This is a genomic window from Paenibacillus sp. 01L418 (genome assembly GCF_056400045.1).
Window position 1 is genome coordinate 1 of the sequence record NZ_JBFTSN010000042.1, and the last position, 19,278, is coordinate 19,278.

The following is a 19,278-nucleotide window of genomic DNA, read 5'->3' on the forward strand; positions in this document are numbered from 1 at the left end:
TTATCTTTTAGTGAGGTGTGCACAGGAGACAAAGCTTAGATGGTTTCTATCACTAGGTGTAGTCTTCGGCATTTGTGTACTGATCCGGCCAACGATCGTTCCCTTTATAGTTGTTTTGCTAGCTGGTGTAGCGGTATACGGCAGAAAATATGGAATGGCAGCGGTGCTAAAAGCGATTTCCGTTATTACGATCGGATTTGCTGTAATGATGCTGCCCTGGTGGATTCGCAATTGGATGACCTTAGATAAGGTGCTGTTGCTCGCGGAGCAGACGGGAAATCCGTTGTTATGGGGTTCTTATCCTTTTGAACGGAGTCCTCATGTAGACGTTAAACAAGATCCCGCGGAAATGGGGAGAATAGCTTATGAGCGAATTATCAATGGTTTCCGCAATGAGTTTTTCACTTACCTGAGCTGGTACAGCTGGGGCAAGCTGCTAATTTATATTAGTGAGATTTTTCCGGGTTTAGGATATATAACAGTAAATAAGCTATTTTCCAAGCTGATAACCATTTTGCATATGATCGTTATGGTCATTGGTTTGGGTGGACTCGTAAAGATCATTATCCATGAAAGAAGAAATGCGATGTATATGATGATTGCATTGCTCGCCGTGTTTAGCATACTGCTGTATCTTCCCTTCTCGCCTACGCCAAGATATTTTTATCCGACGATTCCGCTTTGTTTGTTGGGACTGGGATATTTGCTTTCATGCACCATAACGTCTAAGGGCAGACCAAATAAAAACGAAGGTTATCGAGCATAGTTGCTTTAAGGCATGGACGTTTTATAATAGATAGAACTAAATGTAATATCGCGTTTTATTCGAATATAAGCAGCAGGAAAGAAAGTATGAATAAGGACTTTAACAAAGGTGGTATTTTGGTAAATGGCAAAAGGAAAATATTATGTCGTCTGGGTTGGCAAGAAAACAGGGATATTCACTTCATGGCCCGAGTGCCAAGCGCAGGTTAGTGGAGTACAGGATGCGAAGTTTAAATCTTTCGAGACGAAGCCGCTGGCGGAAAAAGCTTTCCAAGACGGCTGGCGCAGTCATTGGGGGACAGGCTCAGGCAAAGCTGCTGCTTCGAGCGCAAAAACAGGGAGCAGCGTAAAGCAGCCTGTACTGCTTCAGGAAGAAACGGCTTCTATTGACTACGATAGTATTTCTGTTGACGTAGGAACGCGAGGGAACCCAGGGCCTGTCGAGTACAAGGGTGTGGACACACAAACGAGCGAAATTTTGTTTTATGTCGGGCCCATTCCGAATGGTACGAACAATTTAGGTGAATTTATCGCTGTGGTTCATGCACTTAGGTACTTGAAGGAGAAGGGCAGCACGAAGACAATCTATAGTGATTCTAGAACGGCTCTGAGTTGGCTACGTAATAAGAAGGTAGCCTCCACCTTAAAAAGGGACGCATCCACCGCAAAAATATGGGAGCTAACGGATGAAGCGGTGAAATGGCTGCACACGAATACATACACGACTAAAGTGTTGAAATGGAACACCGAGGAGTGGGGTGAAATTAAAGCTGATTTTGGGCGAAAGTAATGGAACGTTGACATTTTGTAGGGAGCGGAGAGCATGAAGCCAATTACAATTCTGATAGCTGACGATGATACGGAGATTATCGATTTGATCGAGCTGCACTTAGAGAAAGAAGGTTACCAATGTGTCAAAGCTTCTAACGGCCAAGAAGCTGTAGATGCTGTTCAGAAGCGTTCGATCGATTTAGCGATTTTAGATATTATGATGCCAAAGTTGGATGGGTATGAAGCAACGAGACAAATTAGGCTAAAACATCATATACCTATCATTTTTTTAAGTGCCAAGTCGTCTGATCTCGACAAGATTACAGGGCTAGTAAGAGGAGCGGACGATTATGTAACGAAACCGTTTAATCCTATGGAATTGATAGCGCGTGTGAACGCTCAACTCCGGCGTTCTACGCAGTTTAACCAAGTAGCTCCAGTTAACAGTCTCTTGTTGGAGGCTGGAGGATTAGTCATCTGCCTAGAAGAACGAACAGTCGCTTTTTATGGCAAGCCTATCGGATTAACGCCGAAAGAATTTGATATTTTGTATTTGCTAGCTAGTAATCCGAAGAAAGTATATAGCTCAGAACATATATTTCGACAGGTGTGGGGTGAAGCTTATTATGAAGGAAGCAATACGGTCATGGTACATGTCCGCACCTTAAGGAAAAAACTCGGAGAAGACTCACATAAAAATAAGTTGATCAAAACCGTCTGGGGAGTAGGTTATAGCTTCTATGGCTAAAATGATCCGCAGCTTTCGCTCAAAAATGATTCTACTTTTTGGTCTAAGTATGCTATTTTCCGGGGTAATCACCTATTCGATATATAAAGTTCTCCAACTCTATTATTATACGACTAAAGTAGAGGATAGCTTTACTAAAGTTCGTTACTTCATAAGAGATATTGGAGATGTAAACTTTTTTCTTATCCTATTTATTCCTCTTTCCATTTGGTTTTTCTTTCTGCTTACTAAACGATATTCAGCGTATTTTCATGAAATATCGGGGGGAATTAACCTGCTGGCGAAGGGCGACTTTCACAACCACATTAACATTTCATCCAAAGATGAGTTTGGGGATATTGCCAGAGACATAAATTTAGCAAGCGAAAAATTAAAGCTGGCCTTGGAAAGAGGAGATTTTGAAGAAAACAGCAAGGAACGATTGGTGTTGAATTTAGCTCATGATTTGCGTACACCGCTAACTTCTGTTTTAGGTTATTTAGATTTCATCCTTCAGGATGATCAACTGTCCAAAGAACAAGTAAACCACTATACGAGCATAGCTTATACAAAATCTCAACGTTTGGAAAAACTCATAGATGAATTATTCGAAATTACGAGAATGAATTACGGAAAAAATAAGATTGTAAAAAAACAAGTCGATCTTAGCGAGCTTCTCATTCAATTAAACGAGGAATTATATCCTGCTTTTGAGAAAAACCACCTCACAACAAGGCTGAATGTCGCTCTGCATTTGAACATACGAGGTGACGGGGATTTATTGGCACGCGTATTTGAAAATCTTCTGACGAATGCAATCCGTTATGGAAAAGACGGCAAGTTTATCGATATAAACGGCAAACTTGATGGAGAAGAAGTGGTCGTGCACATTGTCAATTACGGAGATTGTATCCCAGAGGAAGAACTGCCGCATATATTTGATATGTTTTATACCGGCGATAAATCTAGAACCTATCAAGAAGGAAGTACAGGACTCGGCCTGTTCATTGCGAAAAACATAACGATGCAGCATCAAGGCACTATTTCAGCAGAGAGCAATTTTATTCATACGATTCTTGAAGTTCGGTTGCCACATGATAAAGGATCTGATGGCAGCTAGAAATCATAATAATATTCATTTAAGGAAAATTTTATGTTTACCCTACTTTTTCTTTTATCATTCACCCCTATTCTAAATGTACGAATGGGAGGTGGAACGAAGAATGAAGAAGTGGGGTTTTTGGCATGTCTTCATTGCAGGGAAACATATGAAAAAGTGGTTCAGAAAGGATTCCTCAGCGGCTTTGCTATTTCTCGTGCCGAGCGTTTTCGGGTTTGCGTTATTTTACCTGATTCCGTTTGCCATTGGAGTATTCTATTCTTTTATGGATAGTACGGTAGATAGCCAGTTTGTTGGATTAGATAATTACCGCGAGCTATTTGCGAGCGACTCCTTCCGAAAAGCGTCATCCAATACGTTTTATTTCAGCGTGGTGAGTGTTCCGCTTATACTTGTGCTGTCGTTAGGTCTTGCCATCATTTTAAATAAAAATATATATTTGCGAAATTGGCTGCGCACTGCCTATGTGCTGCCACTTGTCGTCCCTGTCGCCTCGATTCTACTCATTTGGCAGATGCTGTTCGATTGGAACGGCTCTTTGAACGCATGGCTTGCCGGGTTCGGATTTGAACGGGTGGATTGGATGAAAACCGATGCGGCCCGAAACGTAATCATTATCGTTTATCTATGGAAGAACATCGGATATAACGTCATTTTATTTTTGGCGGGACTGCAACAAATTCCTAAGGATTATTATGAAACCGCCCAGATTGAAGGTGCAGGGCGGTTAAGGCAGTTTCGTAGTATTACGCTGGTCTATTTAACATCCACGATGTTTTTTGTAGTTATTATGTCGATCATTAATTCGTTTAAAGTATTTCGGGAAACGTATTTGATCGCAGGCGAATATCCGCATGACAGCATATACATGATGCAGCATTACATGAACAATATGTTCACGTCGCTTAATATTCAAAAGCTGACAGCCGCCGCGACATTGATGGCAGGATGTATTCTTCTGATCGTCATGGGTTTGTTTGTGATGGAACGCCGTTTTCGGCAGTACATGGAGTAGGGGGAAGGAAGGCTGTGCTAGTTGTAAAAGTAGTACAAAAAATAGTGTTAACGGGAGTCATGTGTACAATAGCAGTTTTATTGTTGTTTCCCATTGTGATTACGTTCACAAACTCATTCATGACAGAGCAAGAAATTGCCATCAATTATAGTCCCATAGGGCAAATAGAAAAAGTGGAGGCAGGAAGAGAAAATCCTTTTGTAAATTTAAAATTGCTGCCGGATCAATTGACCCTGGAGCAGTTTTACAACGTGTTGGTGGGCAGTCCGAGATATTTGATGATGTTCTGGAATTCGGTATTTTTAGTCGTGCCAATCATCATAGGACAAACCCTCGTAGCAGCGCTTGCTGCGTACGCTTTCTCAAAGCTGAAATTTCGCGGTCGAGAACACTTGTTTCTCGTCTATATCCTGACAATGCTCATGCCGTTCCAAGTCACGCTAGTGCCCAATTATATTATGGCGGATAAGCTAGGGCTCCTGAATAATCCGAATGCGATTATATTACCTGGCATATTCGCGGCTTTTGGTGTGTTTATGCTCAGACAGTTCATGCTTGATATTCCCTATGCTTACATAGAAGCGGCCAAAATGGACGGAGCTGGACATTTGCGAATTTTTTTTAAGATTATTACTCCGATGATCAAACCGGGTCTGGCTGCGCTTGTGATTCTCTTGTTTGTTGATTATTGGAATATGGTAGAGCAGCCGCTTATTTTTTTGGACGATCCATTTATGCAGCCGCTATCGGTGTTTTTATCTAGGTTGAATGGTGAGATGGGGATAGCTTTCGCTGCATCTATGCTTTTCATGGCTCCGATGATGCTGCTGTTTCTTTATGCGGAAACATATTTCATCGAAGGCATTCAATTGTCCGGAATTAAAGGTTAGGGGGAAAGATGGGAGATGGAGCTGGAAAAAGAGCCACCAGATCGCAGGCGCAAACGAAACATTTTAGTTGTATTTTTTATTCTGATGGGACTGTTACTATTTTTTACGCTTCTTAGCAATACGCTGCAGTCGCTGGCATTGCCGAAAGTAAGTACGGAAAAACCAGTCAAGGGCAGCCTTGCCTTGTCGCTCGAAGGCAGCGGTATTTTGCAACCGATCGCCCAAGCCAAATTATCGAACCCTGCTGGTTGGAAAGTCCGAAAGGTCCTCGTGAAAGAAAACGATCGAGTAACGAAGGGGCAAAAGCTCATTCTCTACGACAGCAAATCCGCCGAGCGAGAACTGTTAGATGAGAAAACCAATTTGGACAAGCAGAAAATTGAGCAGCAAAATATGCAAGATCAGTTCATCCAAACAATGATTGAAGGGGATGAGCTGAAAATTCGGAAAGCAAGACGGGATCTTGAAACGATGAAACTTGATCTTAGCACGCAGCAACGTAAAATTGACGATTTGAAAGAGCGGCTAATAAGCCAAAAAGAAATTACAGCTCCTTTTGATGGCATTATTACGCAATTGAATGCTGTCGAAGGGTTAGCACCAACAGGAGAACCTGATGTTGTTATTTCGAACAGCAGTCTTGGTTATCGCTTGGATATAACAGTTGATTCAAGGCTGCTCACAAGCTTCGGGCTATCAAGCGGAGTGAAGATAGAAGTCGAGGTAGATACTGCTCAGAAACAACAGACACATATGCTGGGCGGCATGATTGATGAGGTAGTAAATGCAGAACCCCGTACAAATAGCTCATCTAGTGAAGATACTGGTCAGACCAAAACGGTTTCACAACATATTCTTCGCATAAAAGTCGCAAATTCAGAGCTGAAAGGAGGTGAACAGGCAAAAATTAAACTGGATGCACGCTCGCAGCAAGAGGGATTGCTCATCTCCAATGAGGCTATTCATAAGGATCAAGAAGGCATTTTCATCAATAAGCTTGAAGTGCAAAGGGGAGCATTAGGCAATGCCTATGTTGTCCGTAAGGTCAGAGTTCCTTTCAGCGAAAAAAACGACATAGTAACGATGATTCAAGCGGATAACCTATATGAGGATGAACTGATTATTTTGCAGAGCAGCGAGCCTCTTCAAGACGGAAATCGTGTTCGCCTGCAGTAGTAAAGCAAGTAGAAGAGAAAAGGATAGGAGAAATGTATACCATGAAAAAGATGCTGTTTATTATGGTTTTGATGCTAGTCATGACCGCATGCAGTTCTGGGGGCGGCGAGGAGTTGGAAAGCGCGAATAAGCCCGGAAGCAGTGAGGGGAAAACGGTCGTTACATTGGCAGCGCGACAACCGAGCATATTTTTGCAGACGGCAGAAAAAAAGTTTGAAGATAAGTATCCGGACATCGATATTCAAATTCAAGTCACAGAGGAATATGAAAAATATACAAAAACGACGAACGCAGCGCTCCTTTCAGGGAAAGGACCGGATATTTTTGATATAAGCAGCTTGCCTATAGAAGATTATGTGAGCAAGAAGCTTATTCTAAATATGGATGAGCTTATGGAGAAGGACAAAACGATAAATAAGAGCGACTTGCAAATGAATATTTTGGATCAATTAAAGTCGAATGATGGTATGTATACTATGCCTTTTGGTTTCTCCTTGCGGGCATTCATTGGCGATGGGGACATTCTAGGGAACACGGATATTGACGATAAAAATTGGACGTGGAAAGAGTTCGAGAAGACTGTGAAGGTATTGGGGGAGAATGGGCCGGAACGCCGCTATGCTATGGCAAATGACCCGCCGGAAATGCTCCTGCAAGAAATGCTTATAGATAAATATTCAGAGTTTGTGGATCATGCAGCGAAAGAGGCAAAGTTCGACTCTCCATTATTTATGGAGGCGATGCAACAAATTAAAGGGATGTTTGATAATAAAGTTATGACTGCGGAACATGCTGATATCGGTAAGCAAATGTTCCATTCCATTGTTATTGAATCGCCGGCAGACTTTATTAATGCTCCTCTACTCTATTTCTCAAATCCGAAGCTGCTGCAAAAACCGGAACAAAAAGGCGGAACAAGGATTATTACTTATTCCCGGTTCGCCATTCAAGCCCAATCTCCCGTTAAAGAAGAAGCTTGGAAGTTTATTTCCTTCTTGTTATCTGTGGAAGGACAATCTTTGCAAGATAGAGTAGGGTTTTCATTACTGAAATCTGTGAATGAAAAACAGCTGAATGAGATTCAGCAACAAATTAAAGGTGGAACGTACAAGCTTCCGGACGGGAAAGTGCYGCAGGTAACCGATGAACAATTTAATCAATTTAAGGAACTGATTAGTACAGCGGATAACTATTCAGATGTGGACGGTAAAGTGTTTTCTATTGTAGGAGATGAGGCCAGCTCATTTTTTAGCGAACAAAAGTCTGCTGAAGAAGTTGCGAAGCTGATCCAGAACAAGGTGACCACTTACTTGAACGAGTAGTTAACAATAGAAGTAGCCTAATTAGTTTCCCCGAAGCGAGGACGGGGAAACTTTTTTGTGTTTTTTGAACGTACGGCTAAAGTAATAAATGTCGTTGAAGCCTGTCGCTGTTGCAACCTCAGACACGGTAAGTGGACTGTGACGCAGCAAATAATCGGCTTTGCCGAGCCGAGTCATCGTTATATATTCTGTAACGGTATGACCGCTCAGCTCTTTGAACAATCTGCTAAAGTGGTAACGGCTGAGGTTTGCCATGCTTGCCAGCTGGTCCACCGAAAGCTCATCCTTGTAGCTGTCCTCAATATGCTTGAAGACAGGTGCGAAGCGCTCAATGTTCTTCATACGCTCTGCATATTCGTCTTTGGTGAGCACGGTAGCGACATGACCGCGAAGCAGCAGCGTCAACAGGCGGTAGAGCTCGGACTTTATGGCCAGCTCGTAACCGAACTCGCGCTGTTCGAGCTCATTGATGATGGCATGCATGCAGGATGTTACTTTGCTGTCGTCGCCAATATAATTTTGCAGCAGAAGGCGGTTCTGCGTAATGGGCGTAATGAACTTCGTTTCGGCAGCATCCACCGACTGGCTGTGCAGCAAGGAAATGTCGGCGATGAGCGCATAGTAGTACAAATCTGATGATAGGCTAATTCCGTAGTGAAGCTCATTGCTGTTCACGACGATGAGATCGCCAGCGGATGCTGTTATCGTAGTAGAACCGCACTCTATCGAGGCTTTGCCCGACACAAAATATAAAAATTCAAGATGTTCATGAAAATGATGCGGGAAAATGACCATTCCCTGCTGGTCGAAGGTGTTGTGATGCAGTTTTATCGGAAAATGAGGGTCTGGCATGTCCATAGGCTCACGCAGTTCTTCGAATTTTTCCAACTTGAAAGACCTCCTCAGTAGGATAGCACAATTGTACAAACAAACCGCACAGCTTTACATGGAGTTGCAGGTTGAAACCATTATAATACGAAAGTGTAGACATGCAAAACCTTACTATTAGAATTCATAAGGAGAGATTAGCAATGAAACCGATACAAATCGCGGTTATTGGAACAGGCTCTATCTCATCATCTCATCTAGATTCCTATAAGAAAAATCCTAATGCGAACATTTACGCGGTTTGCGATTTAAATGAAGAGCGCGTAAAAGCCGCAGCTGAGAAATATGGCGCCGAAAAAATTTATACGGATTATCACGAGCTGCTCGCCGATCCAGTTATTGAAGCGGTCAGCATTTGTACGTGGAACAATACGCATGCTGAAATCAGCATTGCGGCTCTTAAAGCTGGCAAGCATGTGCTCGTAGAAAAGCCGCTTTGCCGTACGGTTGAAGATGCGCTTCTTGTGCAAGAGGCTGTAGAGCAATCCGGCAAGCTCCTTCAAGTGGGCTTCGTCCGCAGATACGATACGAGTGCACAATTGATTCGTGCGATGGCTGACAGAGGCGAGTTCGGTGAAATTTATTTTGCCAAAGCATCAACGCTCAGACGCCTTGGAAATCCAGGCGGATGGTTCTCCGACATTGAGCGCTCAGGCGGCGGACCGCTTATTGATATTGGCGTACACGTTATCGATCTTTGCTGGTATTTGATGGGACGTCCGAAGCCGGTATCCGTTAGTGCCAATACGTATCGCAAGCTTGGCAATCGTGCCAATGTAAAAAACTTAAGCTTCTACCAAGCGGCGGATTACGATGCGGAGAAAAATACAGTTGAGGATTTAGCGAATGCACTTATTCGCTTCGAGAATGGCGCATCGCTGCTCGTAGATGTCAGCTTCACGCTGCATGCCAAGTCTAATGAAAACACAGTTAAGCTGTATGGGGAAAAGGGCGGTTTTGAGATCGATCCGGAAACCGTTATTGTAACAGAGCAAAATGACACGATCTTAAACGTATATCCGCAGACGGATCACGCTGGCTTTGATTTTGTTGGCGCTTTTCAAAATGAAATCAACCACTTCGTTGATTGTGTTGCTAACGGAAAACAGCCAATCAGCCCAGTGGCGGATGGCGTGGAAATTATGAAGATATTAGTCGGCATTTATGAATCCGCAGCAAAAGGAGCGGAAGTGCGTCTATGAAATTAGGAATCAGCACATACAGCTTATATAATGCACTGAGAACGGGCGAAATGACGATACAGGATGTTATCGTATATATCGCATCCATTGGCGGAGAGCATGTTGAAATTGTACCGCTTGGCTTTAACCTTACTGAAAATCCGGAACTGATCGAAGTGATTAAGAAGCAAGCGCAGGAAAGCGGTATTGAAATATCGAATTATGCGGTAGGTGCAAACTTCTCCGGATTAAATGAAGAACAATTCGAGCAGGAGCTTGACCGCTTGAAGCGTGAAGTGGATATTGCGGCAGCACTTGGTGTGAAGAAGATGCGTCACGACGTGGCATCATCGCAAAACCTATCCATTTCTAACTTCTTGTTGGAGCTGCCAAAGCTAGCGAAGGCTTGCCAAGCAGTTGCGGATTATGCAGCAACGTTTGGAATTACAACAAGTGTAGAAAATCACGGTTATTTTATACAACATAGCGACCGGGTACAGGCACTCATTGAGGTTGTAGATCGTCCAAACTTCAAGACAACGCTTGATGTCGGGAACTTCCTTTGTGTGGATGAGAATCCTCTTGCTGCTGTTAAAAACAATGTCAGCCTGGCTTCTATGGTCCATATTAAAGATTTCTACTATCGTCCATCTACCGAAAATCCGGGTGAAGGCTGGTTTAAATCCAAAGGCGGCAATTGGCTTCGGGGAGCAATCGTCGGACATGGTGACATCGCAATGCCGCAAGTACTGCGTGCTGTGAAAGAAAGCGGCTATGATGATTATATTTCCATCGAGTTTGAAGGCTTGGAAGATTGCCGTCTTGGAACGAGACTTGGCTTTGAATTCGTAAGACGTGTATGGAACGAAATTTAAACGAAGGAGTGACTCGAAGATGACATCACCTATCATTACGAACAAAATCGGCGTTATCGTGGATARCTTTCAGGTTGGTGTAAAGGAAGGTTTGCTTAAAGCGAAGCAGGTTGGTGCGGATGGCGTGCAAATGTATGCGGTACATGGCGAGCTGGACCCTGCTAACCTGAACGCAGCTGCAAGAAAAGAATGGAAGTCTTATATTGATGGGCTAGGCCTTGATATTTCCGCTCTAGTTGGCGATTTGGGCGGCCATGGTTTTCAGGACCCGGCAGAAAACCGTGCGAAAATCGATAAATCCAAACGGATTATGGAGCTTGGCATGGAGCTTGGAACAAACATTATTACGACGCATATCGGTATCGTTCCAAGCGACAAAAACAGCCGTGTTTATGAGACGATGCATGCGGCATGTGAAGAGCTAGCTAGATTCGCGAATGATATGAACGCTTATTTTGCGATTGAGACAGGACCTGAGACGTCTGCGCATTTGAAGTCGTTTCTTGATGGTCTTGGCACCAAAGGCGTAGCTGTTAACTTTGACCCTGCCAACATGGTTATGGTTACGGGAGATGATCCTGTTCAAGGCGTTTACACGCTTAAGGATTATATCGTTCATACGCATGCGAAGGACGGCGTGAAGCTGGGAGATGTTGATCCGCGCGACGTTTATGGCGATTATGGCTACGAGGTTGCCCTCGACCATGAGAAAATTGCTGCGATGGCCGAAACAGGTTCTGCGTTCCGCGAAGTGCCGCTTGGTGATGGTACTGTAGACTGGCCGGCATATTTGCGAGCGCTTCAGGAAATTGGCTATACAGGTTATTTGACGATCGAGCGTGAAGTTGGTACGAGCCCAGAAGCGGATATTAGCAAAGCCGTTCAGTTTTTGAAAGCTTTTAAAGGACAGTAAAACAGGCATGGAGCATCCTCAATCGTTTTCTACAGATGAATTATAGGCTGCTAGCAGTCCAGTTGGAAGGCAAACCGTCTGGCTGCACGGTGGCAAATAAGAGGTTAGTCATCAGTTTGAAATGAATGTGTGATGTAGATTTAAGCGAAATCTCATGAAACCGCCCAAAAGAAAGCTCTCATGGTATAATCCATGAGAGCTTTCTTTACTTTTGTAGTTAGCTTTAGGGTGGCAAGGGTGAAGCGAATTCTGTAAAATAATAGAGGACTAGTATTATCGATTGATAACCAGGCAAACCATTCAAACTAGAGGACGTGCAGAAATGACAGTGGAGATTGTTCAAGTATCACATAACGATAAGGATTTACACAGGCTTATTCAGAAGCTGGATGAGGATTTAGCGCAAAGATATACGGCAGAGGAAGTATTTACAGTAGATTTTAGTGATCCTGGAATTGAGCAAATTGTATTTGTGGTTGCGTACGAGCAAGGAGAAGCGGTTGGTTGTGGAGCCATAAAACCGCTGGATGATGAGTATATAGAATTGAAACGATTTTATGTCAGCCCCGAATTTAGAAGGAACGGCATAGCCGCACAAGTTTTGAATGATTTAGAAGCCAGAGCGAAGGATATGAATTATCAATATATCCGTTTGGAAGCAGGGGCTCCTCAGCCAGAAGCGCTTCATTTTTATAAAAAACATCATTATTATGAAATTGATAGATATGGTGAATATATTTCCTGCGATTCAAGCCTTTGCTTTGAAAAGAAGCTTTAAGTACCACCGTTAGCTCGAATGTCGGAACGCTATAATAAAACAAACCAACGACGCAAGGGTGGAAATGGTTCGCACATGATTCCATGGCGTCCAGCTCGCAACATAACGCGTCCATAATTCGGAACCTGCAACACTTGGATCCGCTGAGGCGASCATATCGTTTAAAGGTACGTTAAATACAATCGTTACTAGCACGGAGCCAATGAGATAGAGAAGGCTGCCGGCAAGCAAATAGGTTGCCGCGGGTTCACCTAATCGGAAAAAAGAGGTGATCGCAAGTAAGATGCTTGCTAACGCTGTCCCAGAAAACAATAGACCAAACAACGGGTTCAGTATAACGAGGTTAATGGACTGCATTGCGGCAATGCTTTGCGCTGCAGGAAGACGCGAGAGAGCGGTCATCATGAACGTCGAAAAGGCAAAAAACAATCCTGCCATCAAACCTGAGCCAAGAGCAGAGAAAAAGGTTAAGACAATGATGGAGCGATCAAACATTTGGAACCCCCCATATACCTGCAGCTGCGGTGTCTCGAGCGTAGTCGGCAAAATCCCGAGGCTCACGGTTTAGAGCGAGCTGAACGCCATCTGTCAGGTGTGAATTGCGTCCATCCAGCACTTTAGTAAATAGCTCAGTCAATAACGCGAGAACGTAATCAGGCATATCCTGCTGCGCAAGCGCAGAGATAAACTGCTCGGAATTTACCTGTACGTAGCGGACATCTCTGCCGCAGGCTCTCGCAATTTCTTCGGTAGCTTCCTTAAAGGTAAGCGCACGCGGGCCAGTCAGCTCATAAAGCTTGCCGATATGGCCATCCTCAGTCAGCGCTGCAACTGCGACATCGGCAATGTCATCCGCGTCGACGAATGGTTCAGCTACGTCCGCGGCAGGGAGTATAACACTTCCGCTGAGTACGGAGTCCAGCAGGAAGCTTTCACTGAAATTTTGACAAAACCAGCTCGCCCGCAAAATCGTCCAGTCAGCGCCAGAGTCGCGCAATGCTTTCTCACTAAGCTGAGCTTCTTCTTCACCTCGGCCGGACAAGAGTACCAAGCGCTTGATTCCTTGTTTCACTGCTAGATCAGCGAAAGCACCGATCGATGCGGCAGCACCGGGAAGCGCTAAGTCGGGGTAGTACGTAATATACACAGACTCTACGCCTTGCAGGGACGCTGCCCATGTTGACGGATATCCCCAATCGAACGAAGGATCACTTGAGCGGGAGCCGATTCGTACGGACAGTCCACGAGCGCTCAATCTGTCTGCTACGCGGCGACCCGTTTTACCGGTGCCTCCAATGATCAAAATAGGTTTGTTTCTCATAAAATCTCTCCTTTGCGTTTTTATTTATATTCAACAAAACAGTTATACTTGTTTGCACAAGCAAATGTTTTCTTAAATAAAGAAGATGTTGTCATTCTTTATTTTCTAGTTGATCACTTACCGCACATAGTTGAAAGGACAGCTCTTCGCTTTCTTTTTCCCCGAGCAATAAGGCGTAACGTTTACGCAAATTCATCCAGCACTCATTAATCGTGTCATTTAATGCTTTGCCTTTCTCGGTGGCGGAAATAAGTGATAAACGCCCATCTACTCGGCTGGTGAGCAGCCCTTTGATAACAAGCTTCTCAATCAGACGGGTCACTGTGGAGGGCTGGAGATGGAGAATCTCGCCTAACTCCTTCTGTGAGATGCCATCCTTCTCATACACAGCCATTAATAAAAAAGCAGCCGTGGGTGACATGCCGCTAACGGCAAATTCATCTTCTGCCATCTTCGTAATAATTCTGCCCAATCGGTTTGCAGTGAAGTACAGGCATTCCTTTAAATACGTATCCAGCATCGTAGTTACCTCATTTTTACATAAAAGTTGTTTGTGCATACAAATATAATATATTTCCATTTTGTTGTAAAGCCTAATTTTTTTATGGCTGCGGCAGCCTAAATATTTCTTTTCAATTCTAGGCTGCCTCAGCATTTTAACTAACAGTTATACGAGCAAATCTGCTCGTCGCTCACTCCGCCAGCGAAGAACAAACAGTAGAATTGCGCCGGCGGCAAGAAGCAAATAAGTTAGCGGCTGCACATACTGCGCGTATAAAATATCGGCAAGTTTACCGATTAGTAATTTTTCCATCCATCCAAACATCAGAAAAGCATAAGGGATTTGGAGTCCGATGATGACCATGTAATTGGTTGCCATGCTTGAGATCCATGCTGCAAACACGGCGGTGATTAGACTGAGCATATATATGGCTGCTACAGTCAGACAAATGTATTGTCCGAATGTGAGATCATACCAAAAGTAACCTATATTAAATATTGAATTGATGCCCGAGTCCAGAAATAATCCTGTTCCCAGCCTGCTATACATGAGGAAGAAGACGCCAAGCTGTACGGTTACGATAAGGAGTGTGGAAATCATCGCTGCAGTAAGCTTTCGCAAGAAAAGCCTTCGTCCGATTCGCGCAGTATATTGCAAATGAATAAGATTGCTTCGTTTATCGTGAAGAAAAATAGGTGAAACCATAAAGAGGATACTTAAACCGATAAGAACGGTCATGTAGATGATTAAACTCATATAATTGCTGAATACAACATCGGTAAATATCGAGTCACCCTCATCGGAAGCAACATGTTTCTCCATTCTATTCTGCTGTTTCGCATCAACCTCGCCATATGCGTTGTAAGGATATTTTTCACTATTTTCATAGCGTTCGATCATGTACCTGCGTGCTTGCAGCTCCCAGAACAGTTCGGTATCCGACTCGAATACAGCATAATTATGGAGCTTGTTCAGTTGCTCATTGTTATAATCACTGTTGTAAAATTGCTCATAGGTAGTGATCCCAGCATCCATGAATTGCTGATCGGTCTTCATGAATTGTTCTGCTTTTTCGATTGTTTCATCGTATTTCTGTCTAAACAGCTCATACTCAGCATTATCCATATGCGTGCCATAATCCTTTTTCATCTCAATGCTGGCTTTATGAATTTCAGTATCGGGATTTCCGTTAGGAAAATGTTGAAAATAAAACTGTATGAATAAAAAATAAAATACAACATTGATCGCTAGAAGCATAATGACCATTCTCAGGCCAAATACCTTCTTTATTTCATGCAGCACGATTGTCATAGGAGCTCCTTTCTAATTAATATTTTGTCGTTTAAATTGATGCAAGCAGAGGAAGCAGCACAGTGTTAACAGCGCCAGCCAAATGCCAGCTGTAATCCATTCGTTATTTGGAAGGCTCATGAAGGCGCCGCTTGCTGTAAACCACGCTTTCGGATTCAATACAAGATGAAACGGAGTAAACCCTGTAAATAAAATAAGCTTTAAATCTCTTGGTACGATGTTGGTAATTAGGAGAAAAGAGCCGAAAAGAATGGCAAATGCTCCAAATACCAAGTAGCTGTTGCGAATAATTGCGGTTAACACAAAGGTAATGGCGGTAAAGATAAGCAGGAGCACAAAGATGAGCGCGATAGCACAGCCTAAATAGGTAATATAAGACATCGAGTGCCATGTTAAATAAGGATAAGGCATGCCGAATTCCCAATTGAAAAAGCTGCTGACCGRCACCTTCCAAAGCCCCTTGTAGCTGAAGGTCAGGAAGTAAGCGGACAAGGATATTCCGGTTAGAGCGGTCGTCACGATTATGCTGGCTGCGAAGGAGGAAAGCAGCTTATCCGTTTGCAGCTTTCTGCCTCGTTTGGTGGAGTAGTGCAGCAGATGTGTACCTTGCTCAAATTCGTAATTGCTTATATACCCGGTCATTAATACAACTAAAATCATCAGCTGCAGCAAAATAGATCCAATGAGCGTTTTGAACAGCATCGAATGTGATTGATAGATTTGACCAATGAAAAATAGATTCTTGTGCTCGCCACTTTCGATAAGCTGCTGTAGTCTCTCAGCAATGTGGTCATACCGCTGTCTCACCAAATCAGCCGCCGAGCCGCTGAATCCATATTTCTTTATCTCGCCCTCGGCGATCTGCTTCATATTGAACCCAGCATAGGTATCATCGATGTCTTGCATCAAATAATAATAATTTTGAATAACTTGCAGCTCATTAAACAAATCAAGCTCATCTCTGCTGTAAAGATTCGGTTGATCGGTCACGTAACGCTTATAATTTTCATATTCAAAAAAATCGCTGGGCATCTCATACGTTTGAGATGTCCGTTTATTCGTCAGCTTGTTCATATCGTCCAGTCGCGACAAATAGTAAGACTTGTAATCCTCCTGCATCGGCTTAGTAATCTCGGAACCGAACTGTGCAACAAGCTCGTTCAATATGCTCATTTCATCCTTTTTATAAGCCTCTTGAGCAATGAGGAATAGATTATAAGCGGTAAACACCAGCAGCAGCGCGATAATGACGGGTGAGAGAAGCGCTTTTCTCAGCTCGCAAACTCGAATTTTCCAGCTCATACCGGTTGTTCCGCAGCAGCTTCATCCTGGTATATGTAGATGAATACATCCTCAAGGCTTGGCGCTGATGGGTTCCAATCAGGCTTAGGATGTCCGGTGCCTATAAACCTAAATTTCATCCGACCTGATTCCTGCTTCTCAGAAAGCGACAGATACGAATGTCGAAATGCATCCGCAGCATCGAAATCAACCGTAGTTTCATACACCATACCGTCGATGAGGCTGCAAATATTCGCAATGGAATCCTTATGCAGCACACGTTTGTCCTTGATCAAAATAATTTCATTCGCAATCGATTCAACATCCGACACGATATGTGTAGACAATATAACGATTCGATTACGCGCTAGGCTGGTCAACATATTGCGAAAACGGGCTCGTTCCTTCGGGTCCAAACCCGCTGTAGGCTCGTCCAGAATAAGAATTCGCGGATCATTCAGCAGCGCTTGTGCAATGCCAACACGCTGGATCATGCCTCCGGAAAACTTTTTCATCTTTTTATCGATCACATCTTCAAGCGCAACGAGCTTCAGCAGCTCCACGATTTTGGACTTCGCAGCAGTGGTCTCGATGCCCTTTAAAGCCGCAATATACAGAAGATATTTCCGCGGACTATAATTTTTGTAATAGCCGAAATGCTGGGGAAGATAGCCGAGCTGCTCGCGATAGCGTTCATCCAGCCTTATAATATTTTCACCGTTGTACAATATTTCACCCTCACTGGGGTACAGCAGTGTGACTAACATTTTAATCAACGTCGTTTTTCCTGCTCCGTTCGGAGCGAGCAGTCCGTAAACGCCGTTGTTGAATTCAAGATTAATTTGCTCCAGCGCGCTGAAGTTACCGAAGTGTTTGGACACATTTTGTACGGTTAGCATGTCAGACAGCTCCTTCCGAGCTTTGGAATGTCGTTAGCTTCTTAAGATTTTTTAAGGATATGGCGCATCCAAAGATGGCGACTGCAATATAAATCGAAATGGGAATGGCGGATATGAAATGTAGATAAAACTCTTTGTTTAGCTGCAGGAGAGTCAGATTCAAAATAAACCAGCCTGCAATGAGCACATATTTCATCATGTCCGAATGTACGCTGACCATGATGTACAAGAAAGCTGCAGAGAAAAGAAAAAGTGAAGCGGCTGACAGCGATATTGCGAATAAAACGTTTAGTTGGCTGTAAATGATGGCTGCCGCGACAATTAAAACCGCATTAACGACCATGCAGGCGAGGCTGAATACGAGCATCCTCAGTGAGGCAAGCTGGTACACATTATACTTGCAGGTCATTTCTGTCTCATAGGTATCGCTGTATTTTCGGCGGACAAAAAATAGGAGAGCGATGACGAGATACAAAACGGGAGATCCGATGAAAATGGCTGAATATAGGTCTTCACTCAGTACTCTTGTACGTTCAAATGCGGTGAGCGCGAACCAGATGATAAGAGCGAACCCGGCAGTTATCGCAAAGACGATTTCTGTCCAGTCATGGAACAGATGCCTGAAGCCGAGACGACGATACATCGTTCGTAAATAGTGATAGAACGTTTGCTTTGGAACAAGGCCAGCTGCAACAATGCTGCGGATATGCTGTTCTATCTCAAGTTCATCCGGCAGTTCGACTTGCTGAAATTTTTGCTCATTCATTGCTGTCGCCTCCAAGCTTTTTTTTTAGCCTTCTGATCATGGCGTAGTATTTGGTCTTCGCTGTTGATTCTGGAATATTGAGCAGCGGCGCAATGTCAGAGAATGTGTACTCAGCAAAAAACTTCAAGCGGAAAATATGCTGTGAGGCAGCATCCATTTGATTTACCTGGAGCATAATCGTTTCAATCTGCTCTCTCTTTTCTATTTCCAATGTAAAATCGCCGTCATCTGGCATTTCCTCCTCTATCGGAGCGGTATGACGGGCATAGCTGTAATATTTGGAGCGATAGTAGTCGACAATTCGGTTTGTGGCAAGCTTGTACAGCCAAGTACGGAAGGAACCGCGTGTTCCGTCAAATTTTCCAATCGACTGCAGCATATGAATGAAAATGTCCTGTGTAAGATCCATGGACAGCTGTTTGTTCGTAGTTTGCCTGTATGCGTAGCTGTACATTTCCTTGTAGTACCGGGAAACGAGTGCATTCGCTGCCGTTTCACTGGATTGTCGCTGAACTTGCTTGATCCATGCTGCTTCTGTGTCCATATCGCTCTCTCTTTCCCGCATAGTAAATTGCCGCTTGCTTGTATATTCGAAGTCCGGTCAGAAATAGTTTGCATGTGTTAAAAAAATACTTTTTCTTGGTGAATTGCACACATACGAAAAACCGCCAGCGAAGCGCTGGTGGTTGAAGGTATTCGAGGAGGTATGGAGCAATGCAGCAACACAGCAGCATAATCTCCATTGCCTCTCTTTTGCAGTTGTATAGGATGATATAA

General features: G+C 43.6%; 21 protein-coding genes. 12 read left to right on the forward strand and 9 right to left on the reverse strand.

Annotated features, from left to right (window positions below):
• From AC1DSE_RS08550 to AC1DSE_RS08585, 8 genes are all read left to right on the forward strand, one after another.
• A partial coding sequence (locus AC1DSE_RS08550; protein WP_477527587.1) for a hypothetical protein occupies positions 1 to 766 on the forward strand: 766 nt, incomplete at its 5' end.
• A gap of 123 nt (positions 767 to 889) precedes the next feature.
• Positions 890 to 1,555, forward strand: a complete 666-nt coding sequence (gene rnhA, locus AC1DSE_RS08555; RefSeq protein ID WP_477509853.1) for a ribonuclease H — start codon at positions 890 to 892, stop codon at positions 1,553 to 1,555.
• Positions 1,556 to 1,588: 33 nt separating this feature from the next.
• The gene (locus AC1DSE_RS08560) at positions 1,589 to 2,284 is read left to right on the forward strand and encodes a response regulator transcription factor (RefSeq protein WP_441880743.1); all 696 of its coding nucleotides are present in this window, start codon (positions 1,589 to 1,591) and stop codon (positions 2,282 to 2,284) included.
• Complete coding sequence (locus AC1DSE_RS08565) at positions 2,277 to 3,383, forward strand: sensor histidine kinase (RefSeq protein WP_477509852.1); 1,107 nt, start codon at positions 2,277 to 2,279, stop codon at positions 3,381 to 3,383. Before AC1DSE_RS08560 ends, AC1DSE_RS08565 begins: the two co-directional genes overlap by 8 nt.
• 148 nt (positions 3,384 to 3,531) lie before the next feature.
• Positions 3,532 to 4,398, forward strand: a complete 867-nt coding sequence (locus AC1DSE_RS08570) for a carbohydrate ABC transporter permease (RefSeq protein WP_477527592.1) — start codon at positions 3,532 to 3,534, stop codon at positions 4,396 to 4,398.
• A gap of 59 nt (positions 4,399 to 4,457) precedes the next feature.
• On the forward strand, positions 4,458 to 5,288 hold the full coding sequence (locus tag AC1DSE_RS08575; protein ID WP_477509959.1) for a carbohydrate ABC transporter permease: 831 nt from the start codon (positions 4,458 to 4,460) through the stop codon (positions 5,286 to 5,288).
• 15 nt (positions 5,289 to 5,303) lie between these two features.
• A complete protein-coding gene (locus AC1DSE_RS08580; protein WP_477509851.1) occupies positions 5,304 to 6,464 on the forward strand; it encodes an efflux RND transporter periplasmic adaptor subunit in 1,161 nt (386 codons plus the stop codon).
• 41 nt (positions 6,465 to 6,505) lie between these two features.
• Complete coding sequence (locus tag AC1DSE_RS08585; protein ID WP_477527588.1) at positions 6,506 to 7,786, forward strand: ABC transporter substrate-binding protein; 1,281 nt, start codon at positions 6,506 to 6,508, stop codon at positions 7,784 to 7,786.
• A 21-nt stretch (positions 7,787 to 7,807) separates the two neighbouring features.
• Here the strand turns inward: AC1DSE_RS08585 and AC1DSE_RS08590 are convergent, their stop codons facing one another.
• A complete protein-coding gene (locus AC1DSE_RS08590) occupies positions 7,808 to 8,674 on the reverse strand; it encodes an AraC family transcriptional regulator (RefSeq protein ID WP_441880739.1) in 867 nt (288 codons plus the stop codon).
• Positions 8,675 to 8,817: 143 nt separating this feature from the next.
• Between AC1DSE_RS08590 and AC1DSE_RS08595 the strand changes: the two genes are divergently transcribed.
• From AC1DSE_RS08595 to AC1DSE_RS08610, 4 genes are all read left to right on the forward strand, one after another.
• The gene (locus AC1DSE_RS08595) at positions 8,818 to 9,876 is read left to right on the forward strand and encodes a Gfo/Idh/MocA family protein (protein WP_076267279.1); all 1,059 of its coding nucleotides are present in this window, start codon (positions 8,818 to 8,820) and stop codon (positions 9,874 to 9,876) included.
• On the forward strand, positions 9,873 to 10,730 hold the full coding sequence (locus AC1DSE_RS08600; RefSeq protein ID WP_477509849.1) for a sugar phosphate isomerase/epimerase family protein: 858 nt from the start codon (positions 9,873 to 9,875) through the stop codon (positions 10,728 to 10,730). Before AC1DSE_RS08595 ends, AC1DSE_RS08600 begins: the two co-directional genes overlap by 4 nt.
• Positions 10,731 to 10,749: 19 nt before the next feature.
• Positions 10,750 to 11,643, forward strand: coding sequence for a sugar phosphate isomerase/epimerase family protein (locus AC1DSE_RS08605; protein ID WP_477527589.1), 894 nt, complete (start codon positions 10,750 to 10,752; stop codon positions 11,641 to 11,643).
• A 322-nt stretch (positions 11,644 to 11,965) separates the two neighbouring features.
• The gene (locus AC1DSE_RS08610; protein WP_477509848.1) at positions 11,966 to 12,421 is read left to right on the forward strand and encodes a GNAT family N-acetyltransferase; all 456 of its coding nucleotides are present in this window, start codon (positions 11,966 to 11,968) and stop codon (positions 12,419 to 12,421) included.
• Between the two features lie 9 nt (positions 12,422 to 12,430).
• On the opposite strand, the gene AC1DSE_RS08615 is transcribed toward AC1DSE_RS08610, so the two are convergent.
• From AC1DSE_RS08615 to AC1DSE_RS08650, 8 genes are all read right to left on the reverse strand, one after another.
• Positions 12,431 to 12,916 carry an anthrone oxygenase family protein gene (locus tag AC1DSE_RS08615; protein WP_477527590.1) on the reverse strand — a complete coding sequence of 162 codons (486 nt, stop codon included), beginning with the start codon at positions 12,914 to 12,916 and terminating at the stop codon, positions 12,431 to 12,433.
• On the reverse strand, positions 12,909 to 13,742 hold the full coding sequence (locus tag AC1DSE_RS08620) for an NmrA family NAD(P)-binding protein (RefSeq protein WP_477509846.1): 834 nt from the start codon (positions 13,740 to 13,742) through the stop codon (positions 12,909 to 12,911). The genes AC1DSE_RS08615 and AC1DSE_RS08620 overlap by 8 nt, the downstream gene beginning before the upstream one ends.
• A gap of 91 nt (positions 13,743 to 13,833) precedes the next feature.
• Complete coding sequence (locus AC1DSE_RS08625) at positions 13,834 to 14,262, reverse strand: MarR family winged helix-turn-helix transcriptional regulator (protein WP_076267273.1); 429 nt, start codon at positions 14,260 to 14,262, stop codon at positions 13,834 to 13,836.
• 147 nt (positions 14,263 to 14,409) lie between these two features.
• Positions 14,410 to 15,555, reverse strand: coding sequence for a hypothetical protein (locus AC1DSE_RS08630; protein WP_477509845.1), 1,146 nt, complete (start codon positions 15,553 to 15,555; stop codon positions 14,410 to 14,412).
• Positions 15,556 to 15,567: 12 nt separating this feature from the next.
• Positions 15,568 to 16,857 carry a hypothetical protein gene (locus AC1DSE_RS08635; protein ID WP_477527591.1) on the reverse strand — a complete coding sequence of 430 codons (1,290 nt, stop codon included), beginning with the start codon at positions 16,855 to 16,857 and terminating at the stop codon, positions 15,568 to 15,570.
• Positions 16,854 to 17,735: an ABC transporter ATP-binding protein gene (locus AC1DSE_RS08640; protein ID WP_441880733.1), complete on the reverse strand. Its 882-nt coding sequence runs from the start codon at positions 17,733 to 17,735 to the stop codon at positions 16,854 to 16,856. Before AC1DSE_RS08640 ends, AC1DSE_RS08635 begins: the two co-directional genes overlap by 4 nt.
• Before the next feature lies 1 nt (position 17,736).
• On the reverse strand, positions 17,737 to 18,501 hold the full coding sequence (locus AC1DSE_RS08645; protein WP_441880732.1) for a hypothetical protein: 765 nt from the start codon (positions 18,499 to 18,501) through the stop codon (positions 17,737 to 17,739).
• Positions 18,494 to 19,045, reverse strand: a complete 552-nt coding sequence (locus AC1DSE_RS08650; protein ID WP_477509844.1) for an RNA polymerase sigma factor — start codon at positions 19,043 to 19,045, stop codon at positions 18,494 to 18,496. Before AC1DSE_RS08650 ends, AC1DSE_RS08645 begins: the two co-directional genes overlap by 8 nt.
• Positions 19,046 to 19,278: the final 233 nt, after the last annotated feature.